Raw genomic sequence first — 24042 nt, forward strand, 5'->3', positions numbered from 1 at the left:
TTATTGTCCTTGACATACTAATACCTAATATCTGGTTAATATCGCAAAGTGCTCATTACACTTTTAATTGTCTGTTCATAATAACGAGTGGGGTTATTCCATTAATTTTCCATCCCTGCACTGCCTCCAAAACCATAAACAACTGTCTCTCCGGACGACGCAGCCAGTCAGGCTATGGCATCCATTCCAACATCACCCTGACACCAAGCTCGTTATGCAGAAATTGCCTATTGGGCACATAATTAATGCTTAGGTCAGCGTTAAATTACTGTGAAGTCACCATGTTCTAAGCATGTCATCGCTAGCGGCACTCGGGCATTGGAAACCTTTAAGTAGATCGCCAATACTCTCGTTGCCATAAGTTAAACCGGACACTTCCAGCTCAACGCGATCATCACCGATGGCATAGGTCAGAAGTTGTATACCGCTAGCGTCTTGTCTGACTTCATCAGCCTTATCAGCCCACTTCAGCAATGCCCAAGGGCCACGCAGAAGAATGTCTGGCATCGCCAATGCTTGCTGGTGCTGAGCGGTTAAACTCACCAAAGTCCCTTGGCGGACACCCGGCCATTTAAAGAAAGAGGGCGTCACTGGGCCATGAGAATAGCGCGCAATATTCCCATCAAAATTCATGACTAATTGCGTTATTGAAGGGGCTAAATAACGCACGGATACCGAGAAGTCCAAGGCCACTTTTCGGCCTTCATTGGCATTAAACAGTGCATTTCTGATAACCGCAGCTTGTTCAAAGAACGCCAGACCTTCGCTACTTGCGCTGCCCTTATAGCGCCAAGGGGTCGCCGTGGTATCGACTTTGCTTTCCAGATTCTGCTTAAAGTAACTATCGACTGTGCCACCCGCACCGAAGAAGCGCTCAAAATCATTCAAACTGACCACTTTTTCGCTGTCAGCAAAGGGATAGCGCCCTTGTAGCGTGTTGCGACAAATCTCACCGACGCCCATATCAATGGCTTTCGAGGTGTGAGTAATCACTTTATTTTCAAATTTCTTTGATGAGCCGGTTAATAGCGGCCTAATAATATTGCTGAACGGATCTGGCCACGTTTGTGACTCTATCGCGATGCGCTCCCCACCATTTGAGATCGGCGGAATATCGCCATATTCAAAGGCGCTGTTAAACACCACCAGACGGGTATATTGGTCATTTAACGCGCCGATAACCCGACTCATCTGGGTGCCCTGAATCACGGAAAGGTTGCTGTTGCTCCCCTCATCATTCGCCTCACCAATGACAAAGGTTCGCAAGGTGTCAAAGCGCCTATCAACAAACTCCTGCACCAACTTGTTCTCACGAAATGCGATCTTTTCCTGCACTTTTTTAGCTTGGCTAATGATATTGCCCTGATTTCTTATCGTGATATCGTCAAGCAAGGGTTTCTCTTTTTCCTTCTCTATCAGGGTCGTCTCTTTCACTGCTTGTTTGGCTAAATTGAGTAAAGGTGAGTTTTCTGACACCAACGTTCTCAACAGCGCAATATCCAGAGACAGCCCTTCTGCATACTCTCCACTGTCAGCTTCGACAGGAATCAGGCGCACACTGGAGAGGAAGCGTTGCCAGTAATTTGTATACTCTTTCAAATAGACGGTTAGAACATCCTGCTGAAGCGCCAGTGGATCAAATGAGGAAGAGAGCGGCTGGGCCATCACCCAGCGGTCCTCTTGCTGAAGTTGCATCAGCAGTGGCGTAAGCTTTTTTCTAACCACCTGATGGTAACCGGCGTGGGTATACAACCCCGGAACCCCTTCATGCAGTAGCTCGTCGTCTGATAGGGTAAAAACCTGTGTTGCGTTTTCACCCACCATTCTGCGTAATGTGAGATTAGCCGGGGCTTCCGGCTGCAAACGAGATTGAACGCGGCTCCAGAGTCTGGCGGTGACCGTTTTCTCCGCCAGCATTGCCCGGGCCTGTTTGATCAGTTCGTTATCTGCCGGTTGCCCGTACTGTCGCCACTCTTTCTGAGTAAACAGCATGTTCAAATGAGAGGAAAAAATACCTTTTTCTTCATAGGGTTCGATTTTCCCGCTTTTTTGCCAAGCTTGCGTCACATGGTCAATCACATAATTCCGATCGAAATGATCATCCCCGGTGAGCATCAAATAGAGCTTCAACGCGCTATAGACCGCATCGTAATCCGCAGCATTCATCGCATTATTTAATGCCACTTCCGCCTCACGCTCGATCATCGGGAACAGATATTTTTGCAGGAAGAACTGATACAGGCTGTTCGCCCCATGAGAGACGGTCCCGCCAGTGTATAGACCATAACGCCACTCAAGATCGGGGTTATTGGTATCCAGCGTGCCATAGTCGGGTAACTGTTCAGTGGCGTTCAGTAATGCAGGTAACAGCTGCTCATTGGTGGTTTTAACATAGCGGCTAACCTGCCCTTCTAACTGCTGAAGCTTGGTGCCGACCGCCTGCAAATAGCCCTCGTTATGCTGGAAACTGATTAAAAACGCCCAGACGAGCCAGACCGCCAACCCCATACAGGTAATGTGTCCTACCAGATTTTGGAGACGGTGTTTGGATTGCACCTTGAGGTTATAGCTCACCAAATCGCCATCTTTGGTGATCACGTCACGGAACAGTTGCTTAAGAAAATACTGTTTCCCATACGCCGCTTCACTGATCAGCTGGCCTTCATCATCACTTCGCTGAGAAAGAGAGGCCGGAGAGGTCGGTTTCTGATGGTCGATAACATTGCGCCACTTTTGAATTAGCGTGTTGTTATTTAACAGGCCAATATTTGCTGGTTGGCAACTGCTGACAAAATAGATCCCTCGCAATGTGGTATGGAATTTTGTTTCATCAAAACGTGAGGCGAAGAAAACATTCTGTAAGATTTCAGTGACCCGCTGGGACAACATTCTGAAATCCTGCGGCAGCGCATACATGCCTTTGCGATCCGCCACTGAATACTCTTCCTGCTGACGGACAGGCATATTGCTACTGATACGACTCTCAAGTAGCGCCAGTTCACGACTAATCAGCTCCTCAAGCCCGATATCCGCCTGCCCCTTCTCCTCGTTATAAGGTAAAGTCACACCCCAGATTTGATCGCGATCTTCGGCGGTTAAATTGCGGAAATACTCATCAAAACCAGATAATTGGTCCAGTTTGGTGATTACCACATACACTGGAAAACGGATACCCAGCTCACCACGCACATCATCTAAACGTGCGCGCAGTGTGGCTGACAGGTTCAGCAACTCAACTTTACTTTTACCCAGAATATCAGTGACCGAAATCGCAACAATGACCCCATTCACCGCGTCAACAGGGCGATACTTTTTAAGCGCCTTTAAAATGCCATTCCATTCAAGCTGATTCTCTTTACCATCATCAATGTATTTACCGGCGGTATCTAAAAACAGAGCATCGTTGGCGAATAAACATTCACAATGCTGAGTCGGCAAATTATCTTTGCCAATCCGATTCAACTGTTCAGGTAAAGGAAAGTCTTGTCCTGATGAGAGCAGTAGAGCCGTTTTTCCGGCACTTTTGGTGCCCACCACCATGAACCAAGGCAGTTCGGTACGCCAACGGCCAGAGACAAAAAAACGTTTCCAGAGTGGAATACCACTGTGAATGCGGCGCACATAATTGATGCCATTGCGAATCATCGCATTGATTTCGGAAAAGTCAGGCCCGAGTTCAGGCTTGCCTTTCTTCGGGTTAATAAAGTTATCCAGCAACGCAGGATTTAGCGCTAAAGCCCGCATAAAACGCCACACCCCATAAAGCAGAGTGATAAAGACGATCACGGCGATAATTGCGCCACGGCGCAGCGGATCTTCTAGTGGGTGGCTCTCCCCGATTAAGATAAAGGGAGTGATAACCCATATAGCGGCACAGGCGGCCACCGCCAAGATGACAAACCGAGGCACGTTGAACCAAAAACCCAATAACAGGGCGAGAGTTAGCAGTAAGAAAATAACTCTGGGTTCATAACCTTCGAGAGGTCGCGCCTCGCCATATCCGAGGAAAGGCCCCAAAAACCATATTGCGACAGCCAGCAAGGTAAAGCAGCCCACCAGCAATACGCGTTTCATGACCCAGCCATAAAGCAATCGATTCAAATAAGACATTCTATATCTCAATAATTAACAAAGATTTCTACACGGCGATTTTGCGAACGTCCTGCTGCATCGTCATTGCGACTCACGGGTTGTGTGTCACCTTTACCCTCGAACCGAATTTTGCCGGTCGGAATGCCTGCTTTTTCCATAAAGCGTGCAACGTTGGCGGCACGTTTCTCAGAAAGCACCTGATTATTCGGGTAGCCGGGCTTATTAATCGGCATCGAGTCGGTGTGTCCAACAATCAGAACCGCCCCTTTCACGCGATGAACTTCCTGAGCGACGCGCTCAATAACATTCACTATTTCTGGTCGCACCTTATCCGAACCGACTTGGAACATGGTGTCGCCTCTGAAGATGACTTTGCTGCGGCTGGTTGTCTCATCGACACTCACGAGTTTCTTCGCGATCTCATCTTTTAACAAAACAGTCAGACGCAACTTCTGCACGGCGACTGGCGGTGTGGCTACCGGGTGTTGCAATATCACCATTCTTTTCAGCAAGTCGCTTTCGGGTACGGAGAGAAAATATTTGCAACCGATAAAGGTGGAGGCAATTAAGAAACCGCCTAGCAGCATCGACACGCGAACCGGAACAAAAATCCCACGCCGTCTTCTCAATTGATGAGTGACCAATCCATGCGGAGAGAGTGCCGTAGGCACCGTGTCTCTGGTGCTTTGCAGCAGGGTTAACAACCCTTGCCGAATTTTGGTCAGTTGCCGGTCGCCATCTTCGATAATGCTGTAACGGCCTTCGAAACCTAACCCTAAAATCCTCAGTAACACTTCTAAACAATCCGCATACTCATGCGGACTCATTGAGAGGCGGCCCACTAACAGGAAAAATTTATTCCCGCCGTCGTTGTCACCTTCGAAATGGTTCAGTAGGTTACTTTGCGACCAGCCAGACATCACGCCCCACGGTAGGGTGTGAGCTGCTTCATCTAACGCGGTACACAAGCAGTAGCGGACGATAGCCATTTTCTTCCATGAGATATCCGCTTCATCGCACACCACGCTAAACAGGGTGATTTCATTTTTCAGGCTCTCTTTGAGTATCTGAACCTGCGAAGCATCCGCTATCTTTTCCGGCATTTCGCTTAAGGCGCGTAATAGCGGCTGTGACGCCTCTAACAGTGGCGTCGGTGAAGCGACCGCTTTCGCCACGCGCTGCTGCACACTTTCGCCTCGAAGCTGAGCGGTGTCATAGGGTTGAAAACCTGACGAGCGGGGAGCTTCACTGCCAAAGACGGTGCTATGCGGTGTTTTATCCGAATAGGTACTCTGCTCATCAAGCAAGAAGTGGCCTAGCGCCTGCGGATTGGTATCCGCATCTCTGCTTGGGTCAAAGGGGGGCATCGTGACTCCCCCGTTCAATTCACTGCTATCACTCATGAATCTCTAATCCCCCACAGCTCCATTTTCAATGCGGGGAAATCACCGGCCACGTGCAATGCAATGGCCCCCGCATTGGAAACCTTGTCCCAGAACGGCCCACTTTTCATCAATTCGAAATAGACATATCCCGCGCTGTACGGGATTTGCCTTGGTGGCACTGGCAACCGCTGTAACTCTAGGCCCGGTAAGTGTGAGCGCACGAGTTCATGCAGTTGTTGAGGCGCACTGATTTTGGTCTGCACGGAGAATTGATGCTGCAAGACATCCATCGGCAATTGCGCATGAACCGCCAAGACCAGATTAGAGAATGAGCGTAATTCATTCGGCAGCACGGCCGCTGACCACACACCATTGCCTTTCGGGTCCAGTGGTATCATCTGCCCAGCACGTACCAGAATCTGATTGAGCAACTCATGTACATCGTCTACCAACGGCCGAATTGTTGGGTAGAGTCTGCCGTGGTCATATCCCGGGGCAGGACGCGGGCGACGTGTTTTGGTACGAATAAATGTGGATAACTCACCGGCAAATTTGGCTAACTCCTGATAAAGCATGATCGGCGGCAACTCAGGAATGTTTCGCAGATGATCAAGAATCGGCTCGTATTTATTAAAAATTTGCAGCAGTAGATAATCGACAATTTCTGAGCTGGCACTGGCTTTACCATCACTGTTGGATAGGCGTTTAGCCAGCATATCCGCACGCATTTTGACCAGCCCATTAAGATGGGTCAGCCACTCTGACAGCAGTGAACTGGCGGCATAACCGGTGACCGGAGGAATGTAATCCTCCAGATGCAGTAACACGCTACCGTCAGGCTGGATAGCTCGGACTTTAGCCAGTGGCAACCCGATCCATGACTCAGTCATTTCACTTTCAGAAACTAATTTGAGGCGCAGTCGCGAAAGTTGCACTGGTTTCGGCCCCTGACGAATAGCATTGGTATCGCTAAGGTCAGTTTCATAGGCGTAAAAGCGCGCCAGAGAACTGGTGTCATATTCATCAAAAATAGTTTCATCACTGTTATCAAGGCGCAGTGGCACCGCCAGATAGATAAGCTTACCCAGATGGTCCGAGGTGATGGTGAGTGGCTCAGGCAGTTCTGCATGACCGGGGATATCAAAAGGCGTTCCGTCAGGTAACACCCCTTTGCCGGATCGCAGCACCAACTTGCCATAGGAGAGTGCTTCGCGATCAATTTCATATTGTGCGAATCCCCAAAAGAACGGGGTGATCGTTGCCGCTCTTTTGTGGGCATAATATTCAAAGTAACGCTCTTGCTGCTGAAAAAGTTGCGGGCGAAGAAAAAGACCCTCACTCCAAACGACTTTGTTAGTTCTCACGGCTTAATCCATTTTCTTTGATTGACATTGACAGACGCTCAACGCGCACCTTAACGACGGGATCGGCTTGCTGTGTCCCTGACCATAATTTTCTATACCAGGATTTCACGCGTTTCTTGGGTAACGGGTTAATAACCACTTTCCACTCCGCCTGTTCAATTTCTCGGTAAGCAGCAACAACGCCGATGGCAGTGACGTCACTCTTTAGCGTCAGTTCTAATTTTTTTGTCTCATTAGGTAGCATGATTCCGTCATACACTTTATCCATCTGCTCCTTGAGTGAGGGCATCTCCTCTTCCGTAATAGTGAAGAAACCACTCGACTTAAATTCATCCGCACTCTTGAGGGTATAAACTGAGAGCCTTAACGGATTGGCCTCAGCTTTATCATTAGGATTGATGTTGTTCGCCGTAATCAGCTCGACGATCAGTTTTTCATCCTCTGCTGATGGCGGTATCGAGCTACATGCCATAACTAATAGAGTGATTAATGCCACAAAAAAGTACTGTGTAATCCAATTAAACCAACGGATGTTTTTTTTCATACTCAGCCTAATTAAATAAAAGCCTTAAGTTTTATCCACAATAAAATAGTCCCTGACAGACACACTCTTTTTCTTATTACATCTGCAACTTATAGTCTGATTACATTTATTGTGGATAAAGCCTATCTTGTAGATAAAATTCGATTAATCAGAAAACTTGCCACCCTATTGAGTGGCAAGTTTAATGTCTAATCTACAGCAGCCTAATTTAGCTTTGCAGGTTAGCTTTAACATCGTAATTAGCAGAAATAACGCCAGATTTATGGCCTTCAGCATTCTGCATTACGTAGTCCTGAGTCATCTTAGTGAATGAGAAACGAACTTCTTCACGTGGACGAGTTTCATCTTCAAGAGAACCGGCCATATCAACACGAGTGATGATGACATCGGTAAATTTGATTGTCAGATATTCAAGCGGATCGCCACCGGCTTTACGCAGCACGAATTGGATATTCTTTATGTGCTTACCGAGCAAACAGTAGCTCAATAAGTTCGGGCTTGCTTTATCGATATAATGCGCGAAGCAGAAATCGGAAACAGAGGCTTTACCTGAACCGCCGCCTGAACCACTGTGCATATTCGAGTGCTGAGAAACATCCCATTTCCAAGCCAATACCTGAATTTCATTTTTATGATTAGCATCCAAAGACTCGCCTTCGATACCATCAATTTTAATAAACATATCTTGCGCCATAATATTCCTCTCTAGCACTTTTATTAATATCATTCAATACAGAAAATTGAATGACGAAAGGCCTCGCGCGATGTATTGCACGAAAACACATACTTTATTTCTGTCACGAACAGAATTAAGTTCCTTTAAATTCCGTTTTCCACAACATGACGCCTAAAAATATTATCTCTCAGCCCCTTGTTGTGTTTAATGCACTGAATTACGCAACATCTTTCAGTGAAGGTAATTTAGCCACCATACGCAGTGATACCGTCAAACCTTCCAATTGGAAGTGAGGACGCAGGAAGAACTTCGCTTGGTAATAACCTGGGTTACCTTCCACTTCTTCAACGATCACTTCAGCAGCCGCCAAAGGACGACGCGCTTTAGTTTCGATAGAGGAGTTAGCCGGATCGCCATCAACATAGTTCATGACCCAGTCGTTCAACCAGCGTTGCATCTCATCACGCTCTTTGAATGAACCGATTTTGTCACGCACGATACATTTCAGATAATGGGCAAAACGTGAACAGGCGAACAGATACGGCAGACGCGCGGACAAGTTGGCGTTAGCGGTTGCATCGGAATCATAATATTCAGCCGGTTTTTGCAGCGACTGTGCACCAATGAATGCCGCGTAGTCCGTGTTTTTCCGGTGAACCAACGGGATAAACCCATTTTTAGCCAGTTCAGCTTCGCGACGGTCAGAAATCGCAATTTCTGTTGGGCACTTCATGTCAATGCCGCCATCATCGGTCGGGAAGGTATGACATGGCAGACCTTCAACCACACCACCACTCTCTACACCACGAATCAGCGTACACCAGCCGTACTCTTTGAATGAACGGTTGATGTTAACGGCCATAGCATAGGCCGCATTTGACCACACATATTTGCTGTGATCGGCACCATCGGTCACTTCTTCAAAGTGGAAAGCATCAACTGGATTCGTCCGAATGCCGTATGGCAGACGTGCCAAGAAGCGCGGCATCGCTAGACCAATATAACGAGAGTCTTCAGACTGACGTAGTGAGTTCCATGCTGCATATTCAAGGTTCTGCGTGAAGATTTTGGTCAAATCACGTGGATTTGACAGCTCCTGCCAAGACTCCATCTGCAACACCGAAGGTGCCGCACCGGTAATAAATGGCACGTGAGCAGAAGCCGCTACCTTACCGATTGAAGCCAGTAGATCAACATCAGGCGCAGTATGGTCGAAGTAGTAGTCCGCCACCAGACAACCATAAGGTTCGCCGCCCAGTTGACCATACTCCTCTTCATACACTTTTTTGAATAATGGGCTTTGATCCCAAGCGACGCCTTTGTAACGCTTCATATTACGGCGTAATTCATTTTTAGAGATATCCAAGAAACGCAATCTCAATTTCTCATCAGTCTCAGTGTTATTCACTAAATAGTGCAGACCACGCCAGGCACTTTCCAGAGATTGAAACTCTTGATGATGCAGAATTAAGTTGATCTGCTCAGACAGCTTGCTATCGATTTCAGCAATAATAGAGGCAATGCTCTTATAAGCATCGTCTGATACAGTAACCGTATTCGCCAGCGCCTGCTCTGCCAGCGTTTTAACGGCACCTTCTACTGCCGCTTTCGTCTGCTCAGACTTCGCCTTGAACTCTTTGGTCAATAACGAGTTAAAATCGCTATATTCAGTCGCGGTAGCCGCCGCAGGTTTATTTTTTGCTTCTAAAGTGGACATGGTTTCTCTCTTCCTAATCAATCTTACTGTGGAGCATCAGCAGCGGATTGCTTTGTTTTCGGTGCGGATGCCAGTGTTGTCAGTAATGATTTATCTTTCAGAAGTTTCATTACTAATTCCTCTGCACCTGCTTTGCCATCCATATAGGTTTGCAAATTAGCTAACTGAGTACGCGCATCTAACAATTGCGACAGGGAATCGACTTTCTTCGCGATTTCATCTGGAGAGAAATCATTCAGGCTCTCAAAAGTCATATCCACCATCAACTGACCGTCACCTGTCAGCGTATTCTTCACAGCAAATGCCACACGGGGTTTCATTGCACGCATACGCTCATCGAAATTATCGATGTCGATATCCAGCAGTTTTCTATCGGCAACTGACGGTAATGGCTCTAACGGCTTACCTGATAGATCAGCCAATACACCCATAACAAATGGCAGTTCAACTTTCTTCTCACTACCGTATATTTCCACATCGTATTCAATCTGTACGCGTGGTGCTCGGTTTCGAGCGATAAATTTTTGGGAATTACTTTTACTAACCATATGTGCCTTTTATTAAAAACGTATTGTAAAATCACCAGGAAATAAGTTTCCTGAACCGCTGTTGGAGCGATTAATGTAAAAACAGTACTGAACCGCCCCCCTACTTATAATTCAATTCAATACCGGCAGTCGTTCTGACCTGTCCAGGGGTTACCGCATTAGTACCTTTCGCATAATAACCCGCTAGAAAATAGTGAGTGACATCCTCACCCGAGCTGGAAATAACATATTCCTGAACACTATTTTCATCGCCAACGAACATTTGTTGCCCTGCAACTTTACTTAATCTTATTTGCGCATTTTTGCTGAAATCATCAGCCACTTCATTTTGTAAGTTTCCGGTTGTCCCATCCGGTTGCGTTCCCCCCGCACCAATAAAACCTAATGACACTGTTCTATTGACCGGACATGACTTCAACGCAATTTGGAATTGCTGTTTACCTGCTTCTTCTCCGTCAGTTTTTAATTGTTGTGTCGACAAGGTCGGTAATAAAACAGACTCTGACGATGAACCATCATTAATACTAACTTCGCAGGTATCTTCCAAATACTCACCCGTAAATGAAACCTGAACTTTACAATCAGCCGCACCCGCACATGCACTGGCTGCCTGAGCAGACTGGCGGAAGATAAAAGCGGCCACCATTAACAGCAAAAGCAAGATAAACTTCAGGAGAACACTCCTTTTCAGCCACGAAGACATATCACCTCCAACTGTTTTATTTGCGTACTTTTTGTCTTCGCCGCACTCTTATCTTCCGCTGGCGGTGGAATACGGCACTGCCCTTTACCACCATCCAGAGTGACATGCAGTGGTTGTGAACCTGAAGCCCAGCCACGAATAAAGGCCATCCCACCCTGCCCGACAATGCCAAGACTCACCCCCTCGGCATCCAGCAGCTCTGTACCAATTGGGATAAACTCTCTATTTTCATCCCTGACGATCAGCATCAGTGGTTCGCCGATAATGGTCTTCATCTTGACTGGGATCATCGCCCCGCTTCTCGGCACTACTGTCTTCTGGTTCTCTAGCACATCAACCGAATCAGGTAAGTTGTCGTAATCAATCGCAACGCTGTTTTCTCGGTACGGTGTCAGCGATGGCATAATGGCGTATCCGTGACTATCAATTTTCGCACCACGACCATTAAACAACTTAGCCCCTTCAGCCCCCTCAGCTTGGATGATGGCAAAAGGCGCATCTCCTAGCCGTGGCCCGACGGTGACCCCGCCCTGATGTGCCACCAGACTGCCGTTTGCCGAAACTGAAAGCTGTTTCGACGCCCGATTGTTGGCTGACGCCGTCATACCGAATTGACCCACTGGTGTCTGGTAATTCAGATTACCTGTCACCGATTTATCCGCAGAATTCCCACTACGGTTGCTATATGCGGTCCCGACACCATAAGTCAGTTCACTCTGATCCCCTCTGCTGCCATTCGCATTCATCTGAACCAGCGAGTTGCCTGCATCATCATGGCTAACCATGGAGTAGAGCGAGCTAAACAGCGGCCGATTTGCCCCACTGCCCCCCAGTGGAATGCTGATGGCGAGCATGTAACTATTCTCATAATCTCTATTGTTGTTGCTGGTGTTACTGTCACTGCTATTACTGCTGCGCATCGCCGTCACGGCATAAGAGAAATAGCGCAATGAGTGATTAAACGTCAGTGCATATTGCTTTGACGTGTCCTGATTTCCCCAGTAGCTATAGAAACTGCTATTCAGGTTAACCGACATGGTGTCCGTGACACGCTGAGAAACACTCAGCGACAGACGATTGCGCGTCCGTAAGTCAATAATCTCACCGCCATTTCTTGCGCCATAGTGATCAAGACTGGCTTCTCTAAAGCTATAAAAACCCGTGGATGAGTATCGATACGCCGCTAATGTCAGGTTGGTATCGGTTTCTCCAACGTACTTGCTGTAATCAATTTTGTAACTGTTCCCGGATGAGCGACGATCATCCGCCAATTCACTTCTCGCATGGGTAACGTCCATCGAGATACCCCCGATTGGCGTATTAAATGCGTTGCCTATCCCAATCGAACTGTAATTCTCTGATAACTGAGTTCCGCCATACAGCGTATAAGAGTTACCCAAACCATAGTGATACGCACCTTGCACGATACTCGGATGCGCATTTATCGTACTGTCATTCAGTTGCCCCGCCGCCACATTGAACTGTGAGACACCTTGGTAAAGCAGCATCGGCGGTGCCGAGAACGGTATCCTTTGAATACGGGTTCTACCGTCAGACTCGGTGATCGTCATTTGCAGATCCCCGCCGTAAGCCATCGTACCGATATCGGCCAGTTCAAAAGCCCCCGGCGTCACCACCGTCTCATACACCGTTTGCCCACGCTGAGTCACGGTGACTCTGGCGTTGGTTTCCGCCATACCGCGAATAATCGGGGAGTAATTTCGGATCCCTTCCGCTAACATACGGTTGTCAGACGCCAGTTGCACACCGCGCAGCCCGTAGCTATCGAATAAGTTCCCGTTAGTATCACTTTCACCCAGCGTTAACTGACTTTTCAACGACGTAATATCTGTTGCCGCATAACCATATAAATTTTGGGTATGCATTCCACCCGTGTTAGTCCAATTACTATTGAGTCGTTTTCTTAAACGCCACTCGCCAATATTCACTCCGGTAATCAAACCAATATTGCCGTTATACGAATTTGAGGCTGCATCATTATTATTTTGGCCATTAAAAACACTGTAAATATTGCTGTTATAATCTAAAAAACCCACTGGCCCGCCGGAGTCCCACAAACTGGGGTCAATATACCCACGGGGATGCTTCACTAAATTAAACTGTGGCACCGTCATTGAAAGTTCAAAATCACCAGAGTTATAGTGAGTACTGCTGTCTTTAATTAAATCCTTTAGCAGGTAGCACTGATCCTTTGCCGCTACCTTGACGTTCTCAGGTATATGAGTCGAACCGTTAAGCTCAATTCTGATGCCCAATGCATCAAGCTGATCCAGCCTGAAACAAGGTTCTGCAGTTGATTCGCCGGTAACTGATTTAAAGCGAATCGTCTGCCTACCCATCGTTTTGCCATTAACGATAACTAAAACATCATAGCTACCCGGAGAAACAGGGTTCTCATTCGTAAATCGCGAAACATCAATGGCTGAACCATGAATAAAATCAGGGTTAAATTCAACTGATGTCACTTCAGTATTATCTCTCTTATTCACAACCGGAGCTGCTGTTGCATTTTTATTGATGATCAGCGCCGAACCGATAATTGTAATCGTGAAACCAAATGAAGCCTGACAGAGTAAATTAACCAATCGTTCGATTTTATTATCTATGTAGCATGTTATATATGGATAGTTCACGATTAAAAGCTCCCTTTTATACCGTCCTTTTGATGACAAGCGTGTCGAATTTCCTGTCCGAAACTATATCCTTGCCAATATTTACTTCTTAACTAGAGTCCCTTTCCCTTGTGTAAACGATATGCTCTCTTCGATTGGAGCACCGTAATCGTTTAGTATTTTATAAACCACCGCTGAAATACCCGATATTTTGTTTTCAGGATAAAAAGTCAGAGTTGAAAAAGGAGCCAACATTTCCGTTTTTAGCTCAACTTTTTTACTACCGGCAGTCGCAATACCACTATCAAAGGAGAAATAATAAGGTGTCGGGTTAGTGACTTTCACGCCCTGACCTTTTTGGCTATCACTCGCCAGCGCCCATTGCAGCTTCTCGCTTTGTTCAGTCCCACTGCTCTTTAAAGCAATTGGGCGATAGAAGATTTTAATTCGGGTACGAAAAGCCAGTTCAAGTTTATTCTTATCACTGCCGCTCTTTTCTACTGTCGGTATTTCTAGCATGTTAAACCAGAATACGGACTCTTTATCCTGCGGGAGCGCCATGCCGTTATAAATCATACGCACACTTTGCCCTTTACCTGCCTCAACACGAAATACAGGAGGCGTCACCACAAAGGGAATCGTCAAGCTATTAATATTGGCATCGCTCTTTCCATCATCGACCCAAATTTGGACTAAAGCGGGATCAGTGCCTCTATTATTCGTCCGTACACTGACCTCTTTTTTAGCTGCGGGAAATATTACCCGTGTGCCACTGATCGTCATAGATGCATAGGCAGGGATACTGCCAGCAATGAGCATCAACCCTAAAATACATTTTTTATAAAACATTACGCTACCAAATAATAATGCTTTGAATTAGCAATGGCCCATCTTTATAACAACATGCTGCCAGTCCCTTTATCAGCCTGAGCAGCAAGCTGTTATCATTTTCCGGAATGCGATCCGACCGAAGTCGGATCGCAACTAATCACCCAAAGGGAGATTTAGTTATAAGCCAGTACGTATTGAACTTTTGCAGTCACAGCACCTGGCGTGGTTGCTTCAGTAGCATAGTAACCACCCGCGTAGGACAGGGTAGCAGTACCCGGATCGGTGCCAGCACCTGGGACAACATCAAACTTAGCGCCCGTATCACCGACACGAATCTGTTTACCATCGGCGATATCGTACAAACGCACTTCAACTTCACCCGCAGGGTCAGTTTTCTCTGAGTTTGTCAGGTTACCAGTCACTGGGTTAGCGCCAGTGCTGTTGATAGCCTCAAAATGCGCAGCAACTTTAAGGATCTCTTTCGGGCAGTCAATAACATTAATAAGGAAACTGGTTGAACCCGCTTCTTGACCCGCCTTATCCAGATTCTGGGTTGAGAGCGTTGGCAGTGTGACAATAACGTCTTTGCTACCCGGTTCAACTTTACAGGTTTCGCTGATCAGTTTGCCGTTGAAGGTCACTGTACCATCAGTCCCGGCAAGAGCAGCGCCTGAAGCTACAGACAGTGCCAGTGCACATACCGCTAGGTTTACTTTACGCATAACTTTCATCCTTTTAGTTTACTTTCCAAAAATATTATTGATTCCATAAAACACGTACATAGTTAACACCTGCCTAAGCAGATATACCCTATTCTTTTTGCCTTTAGTTTTGATAAGAAACAGCAAGTCCTTTTGAGATAAAATTTATAATCAGCATTAATTAAAATGAATATTCGTTGTCACTCACTACGTTAATTCAGCCCAGACAGTAAATTTATTTTCACTTTTATCGACAAAAATAATCTGGTTCGGCATGACATTATGGTCGCGTAAAATAAACTTACCGATTTCTGGTGTAATATTCTGTTCAATATAGCGAATCAGCATACGGGCACCGGTTTCTGCCACTGCACATCGGCTGACAACATCCTCAACTACTTTGTCACTGTATTGTAAAGTGAGCTGATGTTGAGACTGCAAACGTTCGCTGATACGATCCAAGTGCAACCGAACAATATGCTGCAATGCGCTTTGTTGGAGCGGCAAATAAGGAATCACCGTGACACGACCTAAAAATGCGGCTGGGAATACTTTCAACAATTCAGGTTGTAGAGCACTTAATATTCCATCCTGATCCGGCGCGGTATCAGGATCTGCGAGTAAGTTACTTAATAGTTCACTGCCCACATTACTGGTTAATAGTAAAATCGTGTTTTTGAAATCGATACTCCGCCCTTCGCCATCTTCCATCTGCCCTTTATCAAATACTTGGAAGAACAGCTCATGGACATCAGGGTGGGCTTTTTCAATTTCGTCTAACAGCACCACACTATAAGGTTTACGGCGAACGGCTTCCGTTAACACCCCCCCTTCACCGTAACCAACATAGCCCGGAGGCGAACCTTTTAGGGATGAGACCGTGTGCGACTCCTGATATTCACTCATATTAATCGTGATCAGGTTCTGCTCACCACCATACATACTTTCAGCAATGGCCAGCGCAGTCTCCGTTTTCCCCACACCTGAAGGACCGACCAACATAAAGACACCCAGTGGTTTTCTTGGATCCGCCATACCCGCACGCGCAGTCATAATATTTTCACTCAACTGCACTAATGCATGGGGCTGACCAATCACACGCTCCTCAAGGCGTTGCGGCAACTCCAGCACCGCACGAATATCGTCTTTCAGCATTTGTCCGACCTGAATCCCAGTCCAGTCCGCAACGATATTGGCAATCACGTTGGCATTCACTTCTGCCTGCACCAAGGGTTGTGCACTGCGAGCCTGTGAAAGCTGCTCTTCTAGCCGTGCCAATTGTTGCTGCTGCTCTTGGCATTTCTCTTCATCAGGCGTTGGCTGTGAAACCAGTTCATACAGTGCCACTCGTGTCGCTGTGATCTCGGCCACTAGCTCACGCTCGGCCTGCCAACGTTGATCAAGCTGAGTGACAGCCTCTGAGTGCTGAGAAATCGCGGTTTGCAACTGCTCAGTACGTTCATCCTGCCCTTTACCAAAATGGCGTGCTTTTTCCAAGGAGAGTAATTCGGTTTGTGCCGTTTCACTCTGGAACGTCAGCTGTTGCAGCTCTTTTGGTGGCGAAAATTGCTGTACTGCCACACGTGCACAGGCCGTATCAAGCAGACTGATCGCCTTATCTGGCAACTGACGCGCAGGAATGTAGCGATGAGACAAACGTACCGCAGCCTGTAAGGCTTCATCCATTATCCAAACACCGTGGTGCTTCTCTAACGCCGGTGTCAGACCACGCAACATGCAAATGGCGGTTTCTTCATCAGGTTCAGCGACTTGAAGCACTTGGAAACGGCGCGTCAACGCCGGATCTTTTTCGATATGCCGCTTAAACTCACTCCACGTCGTGGCACCGATGGTACGCAACTGCCCACGAGCCAAGGCGGGTTTCAGCAGATTTGCTGCATCGCCAGTGCCCGCGTTCCCTCCAGCCCCCACCAGAGTGTGTACTTCATCGATAAACAGGATGACCGGAGTGGGTGAAGCCATCGCTTCATCCAAAACATTTTTTAGACGCGCTTCAAATTCGCCTTTCATGCTGGCACCCGCCGAGAGGGCAATGACATCCAACATCAACAAACTGACCTGACTCAGTGCTGGCGGCATTTCGCCAGCAGCAATAGCCAATGCCAGCCCTTCGACAACGGCCGTTTTACCTACGCCCGCTTCACCCGTCAGCAATGGATTGTTTTGCCGACGACGCAGCAAGATATCCACCATAGTGCTGATTTCATGATTGCGCCCCAGAACGGGATCTATCTTGCCTTCCCGGGCCAATGCCGTGAGATCTGTCGTGTACTGCGCTAATGTCGCGGTGTTTTTGCTGCCAATCGCATTGCTGGCCTCACCGGGTAGTGCGCCGTCATACATCGGGCTACCATCTGTGGCAGCTTCATAGGTTTCAGGCGATTCCTGCGTAATGAAGTTAAAATCACTGTTCAGGTGCTCCAGAGAAATTTTTTCCATTTCCGGTGCAATACTAAACAGCGCGCGGCGCAGCTCCATGTTCGTCAGCATCGCCAGCAATAAATGCCCGCTACGAATACGGGTATCTAAACACTCCAGACTGGCGTGAATCCATGCCCGTTCGATCGCTAATTCAATATGATACGAAAAATCTGAGATGCTGCTCGCCCCGACGGGCAAATTGGCAAGTGCCTTAGCCAAACCGCGCTCAAAGGCCTCCACATCCACAGCAAAGTATCGAATAATATGTTTAAGGTCGTTATCTTCTTGATGCCAAAGTTGATTGATCCAATGAACTAACTCAACATAGGGATTGCCGCGCAATTTACAAATCGTCGTCGCACTTTCAATACCTTTGAAAAGAGTGGCATCCAGTTTGCCGAAAAGGTTTTTCCTTGTAATAGCCACGTTGTTCATCCTGCTCTTTTAGCTGTATTCACATCGTCTGTATTTATCTCTACATGTGTATATCAGCGTATGTGTTTATATGATTTTCATGGAGTGTCGCAAGGTAATTATCATTACGCAGCAAACTTTCTGGGGCTAAGAGTAATGGGATGAAATAAAAAACGAAAGTGTATTTATACGATTTTGTGCATTTTAAGAATTTAGCTCACATTAATAACGCACTGCATGGAAATATATTTACAGTTCTAAAAGCACTAACGCAATGAAATTCAACAGCAGATTCAAGATATGTCCTAAAAGGTAAGATTGGCTAAAAATTAAAATACAAAACGAATTCAGCTCGATTAGGAATTATGCCCACACCAAAATCCTAAAGTTACACATGTAATTAATAATAAGATTATGATTAATATGAAAAAGCACAATAAGACAACTTACTTTACACTATGAATACTTTAAAGAAAGTTGAGGCAACCATCCTGACATGCAATAATTTCCTCATGCATTAGGATTTAAAAAATTATTATTTACACTCATTTCACACATCGCAAAAACATCAGGGAAAGATAAATAATTATATTTTTACATATAGACACATAATTTTTAAAACTGTTGTTTCGTTATCTCTGAATGCGTTAACTCCCAATAAGCGAACATAAATTAACGCAATTCAACTGATAGGGTGAAATAAGGCTGACATAACAACCGGGGCAGTAAGTGGATCACAAATTCCTTGATTACTATAATAAAGAACTGACCTTCATGCGCGAAATGGCGCAGGAGTTCGCAGATAAGCATCCTAAAATAGCAGGACGCTTGGGCATGCATGGAATTGAAGTTGCCGATCCTTATGTCGAGCGCTTGATTGAGTCTTTCTCTTTTTTATCGGCTAGAACACAAATTAAGTTGGATGCCGAATTCCCTAAATTCACTCAGCGCCTGTTGGATATTGTCTACCCTAATTACAACTCACCCACCCCTTCAATGGGGGTGATTCAGCTTAAGCCAAACCTGAAAGAAGGTGATCTGACACAAGGGTATAACGTCCCTCGTGGTAGCTCATTTTTCACCCATATCGCCCCAGGTGAAACCACGCGCTGTGAGTTTCGTAGTGGGCAGGATGTCGGGCTGTGGCCGCTGGAGATAACCGAAGCGCGCTTAAGCTCCGTTCCGCCTGATATGCCCAATTTGGAAAAGCACCGTATTGCCTATCATCGGTTAAAAGGGGCTTTGCGCATCAAGCTAAAACTGGTCGGTGACCTGAAGTTTTCACAACTCGTGGGGCTTGATAGGTTGCCTATTTATATTGATGGCGACGAGAGAATTGTCTCCCATATTTTCGAGCTTCTGCATGCTAGTCATGTGGCGACCATTATTCGGGCAGGTCACGGTGAGACCGCAGAAGATACCGTGAACAGTAAGAACCCTCTTGCGTTTGAGGGGCTAAGCCCTGATCAAAGCCTGCTGCCGTTGTCATGGAACATTTTCCATGGCCATAACCTGATGCAGGAGTACTTCACCTGCCGCCAGCGGTTCTACTTCTTTACCCTGACACAGCTCTCCAAAAGTCTGGGCAATAATCATACTAACGAAGCCGAGATTATCATCTTACTCGACCGACTACCGCAGGAGCTGGTCAGTCATGTGGCCGCATCTCGTTTCCTGTTAAGTTGTACCCCAGTGATAAATCTGTTCCCGAAACGAATGGATAAGATCGAGATCAATCGAGCGCTAAACGATTTCCACGTGGTGCCAGACCGGAGCCGCCCACTCGATTACGAAGTCTTCTCGATCAGTAAAGTCTTTGGTCAACAGGCCGAAACCAGCCAAGAGGTGGTATTTAACCCCCTCTACCAAACCCGCCACTGTGACAATGGCAATTTTGGCCGCTACTTTTCGATTACCCGCAAGCCCAGAACCGGCCAAAACAATAAGCGCAAATATGACACCCGCACGCCTTATGCCAGCACTGAGGTGTTTGTTTCGTTGGTTGATCAGCAAGAAGCCCCTTATGGCGATAATCTGCGCTATTTATCGATTGAGGCACAGGTAACCAATCGCGACCTGCCACGGCTGATTTCGAGTAACGGTAACTTTGAATTAACGATGTCGGATTCCGCGCCAGTACATGGTGCGCGCTTCGTATTCCAGCCCAGCGCCCCACGCGCACCGTTTGCCATAGACGAATCAGCTTGGCGTTTAATTCGCCAGCTCAGTTTCAACTATCTGCCACTGTCTGATATGTCTCACTCCAATGGGGGTGAGTCGCTGCGCAATATGTTGCGCCTGTTTGTTAACGCTTCCGATCTTGAGTCGAATACCCAAATTGATGCCTTGGTAGGGTGTAAAAGCGAGCCGGTGATCCGGCGGTTGCCCGGTAATGGCCTGCTGGTTTATGGCCGAGGCATCTGCTGCACCTTGACGGTCGACGAAGAGGGTTTCTCCGGTATCAGCCCCTATCTGTTCGGCTTGATCATGGAAAACTATTTGGCACGCCATGCTGCGATCAACGTGTTTACCGAGACTGAACTGCACTCCATGCAAAGAGGCCGGGTCGCTAAATGGAAAGCCCGTCCAGGCAGACGAGGAGTTCTGTAATGCACCCCGATGAGAACATCCATCAGGAAAACCGGGTCAATCTGGAAACCTGGTACCAAGAAGCAGAGCCTTGGAATGCCGGTTTTATCAGCATCATGCGGGCCAATGCGGCTCGCACGCCTGACATGCCAGCCCCAGGGAAAGCGATGCTGCCAGAGCAGGAAGCCTTCCGTATCGGGCAAAGTGCCAATATGGCTTTCTCACCCCGTGAGATAGCGCATGTTGAAATGAAAGACGGGAAGATGGATCTACAGCTTTTTGGTCTGGGTATTTGGGGGCCAGATGGTGCGATGCCACTGCAAATGACTGAACTGGCCTACACCCGCGCTGAGCTGCATGACCACACCATGACCGACTTCGTCGATCTTTTTCATCATCGTGCGCTATCACAATTTTATCGCGCATGGTTTGTCTCTCAGGATACCGCCTCACTGGATAGACAACATGATGAAAAGTTCTCCTTTTATGTCGGCAGTCTGGCAGGGCTAGATCCGCAGGAACTGATGCATAGCGTGTTACCGGTTCATGCACAGCTCGCCTCATCCGCACATTTAATTCGTGAAGCGCGTAACCCTGAAGGTTTGGTGGGTGCGTTGCAGTACTACTTTGAAGTGCCCGTTAGCATCGTGGAGTACGCCAAACAGTGGATCTTTTTGGATAAAAATGACCAAACCCCTTTAGGCGATGGTGCCTCAGCGATGATGCTGGGTGACGGTGCCATTTTGGGCGACACCGTTTTAGACAGACAGCACAAATTTGAGTTGATCCTCGGCCCACTCAGCCTGCAACAGTACTTGCGCTTCAGCCCATCCGGGCAGGATCTGCCGGTATTACGTGAATGGGTGCGTAACTTTGTCGGGTTTGAATATGCCTGGGAAGTGCAGCTGCTGTTAAGCGCCGATGAGGTGCCTATCGCAACCTTGGAGGGAGGAAGCCAGTTGGGCTACACCAGTTGGTTGGCCAGAGAGGACGTATCAGTCGATGTGCGTGGGATGAGTTTTGAACCTGAAATGCATCGCTATTAGTCCATACCGTCACGCCCGGATGTCCGGGGGTAAAAACCAGACCTCGACGTCCACCCATGGCGTTAAAAGGAAAAAACATGAGTGTACAGAGTATTGCGGAAAGCACTGGCTACTATCACCGCCTAATGCAACCTATTCCGGGTGACCACCCTTGCGGCATAAGTCTGGAATATGATTCAGCATTTCTTTTGTTGCAGACAAAATTACAGCCCAAGCTCACCGCTGAATATGGCACTTTTGTCGAAGTCGCAGAGCCGACTAACTGGATAGAAACCGAGCGAAAATGCCTTGAACTGCTGGGTAAAGCCCGGGATGTGCGGCTAATTATTATTTTGATGCGCTGTCGGATGTGCCAAATCGGCGTCAGTGCGGTGCAAGAGGGTCTTGAGGCTTTACTCTGGTGCCTAAGTGCCTGGCCTGATGGTCTGCACCCTCAACTCTTCGATGAAGGGGAGTTTGAACCCTTTATGCGCGCCAATGCCTTCGCCGAATTAGACGACAGCGAGGGCTTTATTGCTGATCTTCGCAACCTCATGTTACCAAAAGCGGCAGGTATGCAGATTTCGCTCAAAGAGTTTGAAAAAGCGCATTCGTTCCCCCGCGAAGAGGGGGCATTGGAAGAAGCCACACTGGAAGGGATTAAGCAGGAGTGGCTGGTCCGTTCTGATAGCGTCATCATCTCATTGCAGCAAGCCTATACATTACTGTTGGAATTAGCCTCGCGGCTCGGCGACTCCCTCGGCGATGTCGCGCCTGACTTTGTCAAATTGACCTCGCTGTTATGCCATTTTGGTCAGGCCGATATTGCACCGATTGTGGCCCATGAGGCACATGAATATAGTCCTACGTCGGAATATAGTCCTACGTCGAAACATAGCCCTGCGTCAGAATACAGTGCTGCGCCGATAGAAAACGAGCCACATCCTAGCGCCGTTGAGCTGCCGCCGATGGAAGTTGCGGCAGAGGCAATACCGGTCGCAGTCGCACCCATCGGAACAGTACAGACCGGAGTCGTTCAGACCAACGTCGCACCAACAGAAGTGATGCGAGTAGAAGCCCCTACCCTCGCTAATCAGCCACCAATGCAACTTTCAGCTATGCCAGTAGAAGCACCAGCGCTGCCCAAAGGGATACAAAACCGCGCGGACGCCCTATCCCGACTTATTGAGGTACGTCAGTGGTTTACCACAACTGAACCCAGCAGCCCAGTGATTGCTCTCTTGTCCTTTTCAGAACAGACGATTGGCAAAAGCTTCGGCGAACTACTTCAGATTATTCCTCAGGAACTGATTTCTAAACTCGATGTATTACAGGAGTAGTTGGTCATGACAAGGAAGCTTTTTATCGTGTTAGCCGGTGCCGCACTCTCAGGGCAAGCCCATGCCATCTGTGAAATTGATACTTCAGAGGGATCTCTGCCCTCAACCATGACAGCGCCTTCATTAACGATCACTATTGATGCCGATGCCCCAGCAGATACCAGCAAATTTATTGCCGAGGCAATCACCGCAGTACAGGGAGTAAAGGTAACCTATCACCATTGTGAGATAGGTAATCTTTACGGTAAAAATGTCACGGCCATGTTGGGGGCCGATCTGGGTAAAGGGCTGTTTGCCACCAATATCGACGGTATTGCCATCAAACCCATGTGGAATAATGGTGACGCCTTCGGCACTTATAACTCACAGGGAGTTATGCAATTTGGTACCGAGACGGGCCGTTGGAGTTACGACCCCAAGACCTATTTCCGAATAGAGTTATATAAGACCAAAGAGACCCTCTCGTTAACCAATCCGGCGGGCGAGCAAGTGCTACCCAGTGGCACCCTAGCCTATAACTGGGTAAACACAAATAGCCTGACAAACTACGCGCAGAAACTGGATATTGGTCGAATCACCATTATCAGCACCCCATCCTGTACTTTTGCAGGCAAAAAAGTGGTTGATTTCGGTCTCGTCACCTCAGGCAAATTAAATCAGGGCATAGAACGGAACCTTGATTTCGATATCACCTGTAAAACTGATTATGGCAAATATTCAGCCACCGCCTCTATTACGACACAAACGCCAACCGCCGATGGGAATTATATTAAAGTCAAAGATAACAACGGTCAGGATGATCGGATGCGTATAAAGATCAGCGACAGTACCGGGAAATTACTGAAACTGAATGGCAGTAGCAGCGAGCAAAAAGTCAATATCGCCAGTGCCATACCGGCTGAATTCAACTGGAAGGCGACTCTTGAGCCTACCTCTGTCAGTGCAAAACCGGCTAACGGCATATTCAGTGCAGCTGCCGAAATTATTTTGCAGATTAATTAACCCATTACAGAAACACTATTTATTTTATACGGATTA

At 47.3% G+C, this 24042-nt stretch carries 16 protein-coding genes; 4 read left to right on the plus strand and 12 right to left on the minus strand.

Features of this window, described 5'->3' with window-relative positions:
* Window positions 1–276: 276 nt before the first annotated feature.
* The 12 genes from tssM to tssH all read right to left on the minus strand — a co-directional run bounded on the left by tssM (window position 277) and on the right by tssH (window position 18062).
* On the minus strand, window positions 277–4110 hold the full coding sequence (gene tssM, locus HRD69_RS19740; RefSeq protein ID WP_032814877.1) for a type VI secretion system membrane subunit TssM: 3834 nt from the start codon (window positions 4108–4110) through the stop codon (window positions 277–279).
* Window positions 4111–4118: 8 nt separating this feature from the next.
* A complete protein-coding gene (tssL, locus tag HRD69_RS19745; RefSeq protein WP_032814876.1) occupies window positions 4119–5495 on the minus strand; it encodes a type VI secretion system protein TssL, long form in 1377 nt (458 codons plus the stop codon).
* Complete coding sequence (tssK, locus tag HRD69_RS19750; RefSeq protein ID WP_032814874.1) at window positions 5492–6841, minus strand: type VI secretion system baseplate subunit TssK; 1350 nt, start codon at window positions 6839–6841, stop codon at window positions 5492–5494. The genes tssL and tssK overlap by 4 nt, the downstream gene beginning before the upstream one ends.
* Window positions 6831–7385, minus strand: coding sequence for a type VI secretion system lipoprotein TssJ (gene tssJ, locus HRD69_RS19755; RefSeq protein WP_004875830.1), 555 nt, complete (start codon window positions 7383–7385; stop codon window positions 6831–6833). Before tssJ ends, tssK begins: the two co-directional genes overlap by 11 nt.
* Before the next feature lie 208 nt (window positions 7386–7593).
* Entirely contained in the window at window positions 7594–8079 is a 486-nt protein-coding gene (locus HRD69_RS19760; RefSeq protein ID WP_032814872.1) for an Hcp family type VI secretion system effector, read from the minus strand.
* Between the two features lie 199 nt (window positions 8080–8278).
* Entirely contained in the window at window positions 8279–9778 is a 1500-nt protein-coding gene (tssC, locus tag HRD69_RS19765; protein WP_004875828.1) for a type VI secretion system contractile sheath large subunit, read from the minus strand.
* Window positions 9779–9801: 23 nt separating this feature from the next.
* Window positions 9802–10326, minus strand: a complete 525-nt coding sequence (gene tssB, locus HRD69_RS19770) for a type VI secretion system contractile sheath small subunit (protein WP_032814871.1) — start codon at window positions 10324–10326, stop codon at window positions 9802–9804.
* Window positions 10327–10426: 100 nt separating this feature from the next.
* Window positions 10427–11029 carry a fimbrial protein gene (locus HRD69_RS19775; RefSeq protein WP_032814869.1) on the minus strand — a complete coding sequence of 201 codons (603 nt, stop codon included), beginning with the start codon at window positions 11027–11029 and terminating at the stop codon, window positions 10427–10429.
* Window positions 11014–13683 carry a fimbria/pilus outer membrane usher protein gene (locus HRD69_RS19780; protein WP_080545047.1) on the minus strand — a complete coding sequence of 890 codons (2670 nt, stop codon included), beginning with the start codon at window positions 13681–13683 and terminating at the stop codon, window positions 11014–11016. Before HRD69_RS19780 ends, HRD69_RS19775 begins: the two co-directional genes overlap by 16 nt.
* A gap of 81 nt (window positions 13684–13764) precedes the next feature.
* On the minus strand, window positions 13765–14511 hold the full coding sequence (locus HRD69_RS19785) for a fimbrial biogenesis chaperone (RefSeq protein ID WP_004875824.1): 747 nt from the start codon (window positions 14509–14511) through the stop codon (window positions 13765–13767).
* A 155-nt stretch (window positions 14512–14666) separates the two neighbouring features.
* The gene (locus HRD69_RS19790) at window positions 14667–15224 is read right to left on the minus strand and encodes a fimbrial protein (RefSeq protein WP_004875823.1); all 558 of its coding nucleotides are present in this window, start codon (window positions 15222–15224) and stop codon (window positions 14667–14669) included.
* A 177-nt stretch (window positions 15225–15401) separates the two neighbouring features.
* Window positions 15402–18062: a type VI secretion system ATPase TssH gene (gene tssH, locus HRD69_RS19795; RefSeq protein WP_032814881.1), complete on the minus strand. Its 2661-nt coding sequence runs from the start codon at window positions 18060–18062 to the stop codon at window positions 15402–15404.
* A gap of 717 nt (window positions 18063–18779) precedes the next feature.
* Here tssH and tssF point away from each other — a divergent pair.
* The 4 genes from tssF to HRD69_RS19815 all read left to right on the plus strand — a co-directional run bounded on the left by tssF (window position 18780) and on the right by HRD69_RS19815 (window position 24006).
* Window positions 18780–20660: a type VI secretion system baseplate subunit TssF gene (gene tssF / locus HRD69_RS19800; protein WP_004875821.1), complete on the plus strand. Its 1881-nt coding sequence runs from the start codon at window positions 18780–18782 to the stop codon at window positions 20658–20660.
* Window positions 20660–21685 carry a type VI secretion system baseplate subunit TssG gene (gene tssG / locus HRD69_RS19805; protein WP_032814867.1) on the plus strand — a complete coding sequence of 342 codons (1026 nt, stop codon included), beginning with the start codon at window positions 20660–20662 and terminating at the stop codon, window positions 21683–21685. Before tssF ends, tssG begins: the two co-directional genes overlap by 1 nt.
* Window positions 21686–21762: 77 nt before the next feature.
* The gene (locus tag HRD69_RS19810) at window positions 21763–23004 is read left to right on the plus strand and encodes a type VI secretion system protein TssA (protein WP_032814866.1); all 1242 of its coding nucleotides are present in this window, start codon (window positions 21763–21765) and stop codon (window positions 23002–23004) included.
* Window positions 23005–23010: 6 nt separating this feature from the next.
* Window positions 23011–24006, plus strand: a complete 996-nt coding sequence (locus HRD69_RS19815; protein ID WP_032814865.1) for a fimbrial protein — start codon at window positions 23011–23013, stop codon at window positions 24004–24006.
* Window positions 24007–24042: the final 36 nt, after the last annotated feature.

Source organism: Yersinia mollaretii ATCC 43969 (genome assembly GCF_013282725.1).
Lineage (GTDB): Bacteria > Pseudomonadota > Gammaproteobacteria > Enterobacterales > Enterobacteriaceae > Yersinia > Yersinia mollaretii.

Coding starts and splice junctions, on each gene's coding strand:
- tssM (WP_032814877.1), bottom strand. CDS start 4,110: ATGTCTTATTTGAATCGATTGCTTTATGGCTGGGTCATGAAACGCGTA.
- tssL (WP_032814876.1), bottom strand. CDS start 5,495: ATGAGTGATAGCAGTGAATTGAACGGGGGAGTCACGATGCCCCCCTTT.
- tssJ (WP_004875830.1), bottom strand. CDS start 7,385: ATGAAAAAAAACATCCGTTGGTTTAATTGGATTACACAGTACTTTTTT.
- HRD69_RS19760 (WP_032814872.1), bottom strand. CDS start 8,079: ATGGCGCAAGATATGTTTATTAAAATTGATGGTATCGAAGGCGAGTCT.
- tssC (WP_004875828.1), bottom strand. CDS start 9,778: ATGTCCACTTTAGAAGCAAAAAATAAACCTGCGGCGGCTACCGCGACT.
- tssB (WP_032814871.1), bottom strand. CDS start 10,326: ATGGTTAGTAAAAGTAATTCCCAAAAATTTATCGCTCGAAACCGAGCA.
- HRD69_RS19775 (WP_032814869.1), bottom strand. CDS start 11,029: ATGTCTTCGTGGCTGAAAAGGAGTGTTCTCCTGAAGTTTATCTTGCTT.
- HRD69_RS19785 (WP_004875824.1), bottom strand. CDS start 14,511: ATGTTTTATAAAAAATGTATTTTAGGGTTGATGCTCATTGCTGGCAGT.
- HRD69_RS19790 (WP_004875823.1), bottom strand. CDS start 15,224: ATGAAAGTTATGCGTAAAGTAAACCTAGCGGTATGTGCACTGGCACTG.
- tssG (WP_032814867.1), top strand. CDS start 20,660: ATGCACCCCGATGAGAACATCCATCAGGAAAACCGGGTCAATCTGGAA.
- HRD69_RS19810 (WP_032814866.1), top strand. CDS start 21,763: ATGAGTGTACAGAGTATTGCGGAAAGCACTGGCTACTATCACCGCCTA.
- HRD69_RS19815 (WP_032814865.1), top strand. CDS start 23,011: ATGACAAGGAAGCTTTTTATCGTGTTAGCCGGTGCCGCACTCTCAGGG.